This window comes from Streptomyces atriruber, from assembly GCF_001418325.1.
Classification (GTDB): Bacteria; Actinomycetota; Actinomycetes; order Streptomycetales; family Streptomycetaceae; genus Streptomyces; species Streptomyces atriruber.
The window spans coordinates 1-4006 of record NZ_LIPN01000074.1; the positions used below are offsets into that span (position 1 = coordinate 1).

The window sequence follows — 4006 nt, forward strand, 5'->3', positions numbered from 1 at the left end:
GATCCGCCCCCGGCCGCCCGCCCCCGGGCGTCTGTGGCGCGCGGCGCGTCTTCCTGCGCAGCAATGTGCCCCTCCCGTCCCCGCGTTTCCCCTACGACGCCCGGGGCGCCCGAAAGGTTCACGGCGACGCGCCACAAATGTGGCGTCCCGCACCTCGGACAATGGATTGGACAACGCGGCCCTGGACAGACGCATCATGGAGTCACCCCCCACAGACCGGCCGAGGTCACGAGGCCGCACGCACATATGGAGGAAGTCCCTGTGAAGGTCGGAATCGTCGGAGCCACCGGTCAGGTCGGCAAGGTCATGCGCAAGATCCTCGCCGAGCGTAAGTTCCCGGCCGACGAGCTGCGCCTCTTCGCCTCGGCCCGCAGCGCGGGCAAGGTCATCGACGGCGTGACCGTCGAGGACGCCTCCACGGCCGACTACACGGGCCTGGACATCGTGCTGTTCTCCGCGGGCGGCGCCACCTCCAAGGCCCTCGCCGAGAAGGTCGCCTCGCAGGGCGCCGTCGTGATCGACAACTCCTCCGCCTGGCGCCGTCACCCCGAGGTCCCCCTCGTGGTCTCCGAGGTGAATCCGCACGCGATCAAGAACCGCCCCAAGGGCATCATCGCGAACCCGAACTGCACGACGATGGCCGCGATGCCCGTCCTGCGGCCGCTGCACGCCGAGGCGGGCCTCGAAGCGCTGGTCGTCGCCACCTACCAGGCGGTCTCCGGCTCCGGCCTCGCCGGTGTCGAGGAGCTGTTCGAGCAGGTCAAGAAGGTCGGCGAGGACGCGCCCCAGCTGACCCACGACGGCTCGTCGGTCGACTTCCCCGAGCCGGACAAGTACGTCGCGCCGATCGCGTACAACGTCCTGCCGATGGCGGGCTCCGTCGTCGACGACGGCCTGAACGAGACGGACGAGGAGCAGAAGCTCCGCCACGAGTCCCGCAAGATCCTGGAGATCCCCGAGCTGAAGGTGTCGGGCACGTGCGTGCGCGTCCCCGTCTTCACCGGCCACTCCCTCCAGGTCAACGCGCGCTTCGCGCGTCCGCTGAGCCCCGAGCGCGCCACCGAGCTGCTGTCGGCCGCCGAGGGCGTCGTCGTCACGGACGTGCCCACGCCGCTGGTCGCCGCGGGCAAGGACGACGCGTTCGTGGGCCGCATCCGCAAGGACGAGACGGTCGAGAACGGCCTGGCGTTCTTCATCTCCGACGACAACCTCCGCAAGGGCGCGGCGCTGAACGCCGTCCAGATCGCGGAGCTGGTCGCCGCGGAGCTCAACGGCTGATCCCGGCCCGTACGCCGACGGGGGCGGTCACCTTTCGCCGGTGGCCGCCCCCTTCGCGCACGCCACGGCCACCAGCGCGAGCGCGGCGAGCCCGCCGCCCAGCCACAGCACGGCGCCCGCCCCCAGGCCGTCCGCGACCCGGCCGCCCGCGAAGGCGCCGAGGGCGATCGCCACGTTGAACACGCCCGCGAAGAGCGCCGACGCCGCCTCCCTGGCGTGCGGGGCGGCGGTCATCACCCAGTTCTGCGCGGAGACCGAGACCCCGCCGTACGCCAGGCCCCACGCCACGAGCAGCGCCACCGACGCGGCGAGCGAGCCGCCCGCGGGCACCATGAGCAGCACCACGGCGGTGAGCCCGGCGCAGATGGTGAGCAGCGCCCGGCGCGGGTCGCGGCCCGCGACGGCGCCGCCCGCGAAGTTGCCGACGATGCCGGCCGTTCCGTAGGCGAGGAGCAACCCGCTGATCAGGCCCGCGCCGATGCCGGGCACCCGCTCCAGGACGGGGCGGATGTACGTGTACGCGGCGAAGTGGCCGGTGACCAGGAGGGTGACGGCGAGGAGCCCGGCCCGCAGCCGGCCTATGCGCAGCAGGGCGGGGAACGCGCCGAGGCTGACGCCCTCCTCCGCGGGCAGCCGCGGCAGGACGGTGCCGAGCAGCCCCGCCACGGCGAGGGCGAGGACGGCGAGCGCCGCGAACCCCCAGCGCCAGCCCGCCAGTTCACCGAGGAGGGTGCCCGCGGGCACGCCGAGCACGGATGCCACCGCGATGCCGCTGAAGATCACCGCGGTGGCCCGGCCCGCGCCCTCCTCCCGGACGAGCCGCACGCCGAGACCGGCCGCGATGGCCCACACGCCGCCGATGCAGACGCCGACCAGGACGCGGGCGACGAGCAGGACGGCGAAGACGGGGGCGAGCGCGGAGACCACGTTGGCGACGGCCAGCAGCGTCATCAGGACGTACAGGACCGTGCGCCGGTCCGCGCGGCGCACCGCGACGGGCAGCAGCAGGGCGGCGAGCGCCGCGACGAGGCCCGGCAGGGTGACGGCGAGGCCCGCGGTGCCGTCCGAGACGTGCAGGCCGGAGCCGATGGAGGTGAGGAGTCCGACGGGCAGCATCTCCGTGGTGACGACGGAGAAGGTGGCGGCGGCGACGGAGAGGACGGCGAGCCGTCCGCCCGCGGGCGGCAACGCGACGGGCCGTGTGGGGGTTCGTGTGCTCTGTGACATGTCATCCACCCTGTGTGGGCGCCCGCCCGGGAACAACGCGGAAGATCTCATCCTTGAATGAGCCGGATTCATCGATCGGGCACATCTGGGCGATCAAGGAAGAGGGACCGCACGCCATGAGCGGGAACGGGCTGGAGATCCGGGAACTGGAGTGCTTCCTGGTGCTTGCCGAAGAGCTGCACTTCGGGCGGGCCGGCGAGCGGCTGTACGTATCACAGAGCCGTGTCAGCCAGTTGCTGGCCGCATTGGAGCGGCGGATCGGCGCGCGCCTGGTGGAGCGTACGAGCCGACGGGTGACCCTGACCACTCTCGGGGAGCGTTTTCTGGCCGAACTCAGGCCGTCCTACACCGAGTTGGTGTCCGTGGTGGCGCGGACGAGGGCGGCGGCGCGGGGCGTGGAAGGCACGCTGCGGCTCGGCTTCCAGGGCACCGCGGACGCCCGTCTGATGCGGGCCATCGAGTCCTTCCAGGAGCGGCATCCGGCCTGTGCGACGGAGATCGTGGAGATCCCCTTCGCCGATCCGTTCGGGGCGGTGCGCCGGGGCGACGTGGACGCGGCGATCGTGCTGCTCCCGGTCGCCGAGCCGGATCTGGTGCTCGGCCCGGTCTTCTCCAGCGAGCGGCAGACCGTCGCGGTGTCGGTGCGGCACGCGTTCGCGGGGCGTTCCTCGCTCGCCGCCGCGGAGCTCGCGGGGACGCCGCTGATCGCGGCGACCGCCCCGGCGCCCGCCTATTGGCGCGAGGCACACGCCCCGTCGGGCCCGCCCGCCCCCGAGGTCCGCACGCTCCAGGAGGGCCTCACGCTGGTGGCGGCGGACCGGGCGGCGATGCTGCTGTGCCGTCCGACGGCCGACTACCACGGCCGCAAGGACGTCGTCTTCGTGCCGGTCGACGGGCTCCCCGACTCGGTGCTCGGGATGGTGTGGCACCGGGACGGGGAGACGGAGCGGGTGCGGCAGTTCGCGCGGGCCGTGGCCGCCGACGCGGAGTGACCGTCCGTCAGACCGGTCGGCGCACCTCGAAGTGGAAGCAGCCGTACTCCACGGCCCTGACGTGCACGAGGGCGACCTGCGGGTCGTCGAAGGCCTCGGCGATGGCGGCGTCGAAGCCCTGCTCCTCCTCGTCGGGGATCTCCAGCAGGCGGCCGCCGACGATGCGTCCCTCGGCGCTGTACCGGCGGACCGTGCGCAGGGCACCGGCCCGGGAGAAGGGGTAGCCGTCGCGCTCCGGCGAGGGCCCCGCGCAGGGGTCGGCGTGGATGAAGACGGGGCCCTGCTCGTCGTAGGCGCCGGGCGCCGCGTCCGTCTCGGCGGCCCAGCGGCGCAGCGGGGCGTACGAGACGAGGGCGATGCGCTCGCCGGGGGCGACGGGCCGCAGGCAGCAGCGGAGCGGGGAGCCGCCCTCGTGGTCGACGAACGGGAGGCAGGGCTGCCCGGCGTCGTCGGTGGCGCGGAGCTGGGCGAGGACCGCGGGGGCGATGGGCAGCGGGGTGTAGGTGGTG

4 protein-coding genes are annotated in these 4006 nt (G+C 73.6%); 2 read left to right on the plus strand and 2 right to left on the minus strand.

What is annotated here, in order from left to right:
* Positions 1 to 261 precede the first annotated feature (261 nt).
* A complete protein-coding gene (locus AOK03_RS08810; RefSeq protein ID WP_055564615.1) occupies positions 262 to 1278 on the plus strand; it encodes an aspartate-semialdehyde dehydrogenase in 1017 nt (338 codons plus the stop codon).
* Between the two features lie 27 nt (positions 1279 to 1305).
* On the opposite strand, the gene AOK03_RS08815 is transcribed toward AOK03_RS08810, so the two are convergent.
* Complete coding sequence (locus AOK03_RS08815; RefSeq protein WP_055564616.1) at positions 1306 to 2505, minus strand: MFS transporter; 1200 nt, start codon at positions 2503 to 2505, stop codon at positions 1306 to 1308.
* Positions 2506 to 2621: 116 nt separating this feature from the next.
* Here AOK03_RS08815 and AOK03_RS08820 point away from each other — a divergent pair, with 116 nt between their 5' ends.
* Complete coding sequence (locus AOK03_RS08820; protein WP_055564617.1) at positions 2622 to 3497, plus strand: LysR family transcriptional regulator; 876 nt, start codon at positions 2622 to 2624, stop codon at positions 3495 to 3497.
* Between the two features lie 7 nt (positions 3498 to 3504).
* On the opposite strand, the gene AOK03_RS08825 is transcribed toward AOK03_RS08820, so the two are convergent.
* A partial coding sequence (locus AOK03_RS08825) for a DUF1203 domain-containing protein (protein WP_055564618.1) occupies positions 3505 to 4006 on the minus strand: 502 nt, incomplete at its 5' end.

What these genes read in the sequence shown, in the direction of transcription:
- AOK03_RS08815 (WP_055564616.1), bottom strand. Translation starts at nt 2,505, where the DNA reads ATGTCACAGAGCACACGAACCCCCACACGGCCCGTCGCGTTGCCGCCC.
- AOK03_RS08820 (WP_055564617.1), top strand. Translation starts at nt 2,622, where the DNA reads ATGAGCGGGAACGGGCTGGAGATCCGGGAACTGGAGTGCTTCCTGGTG.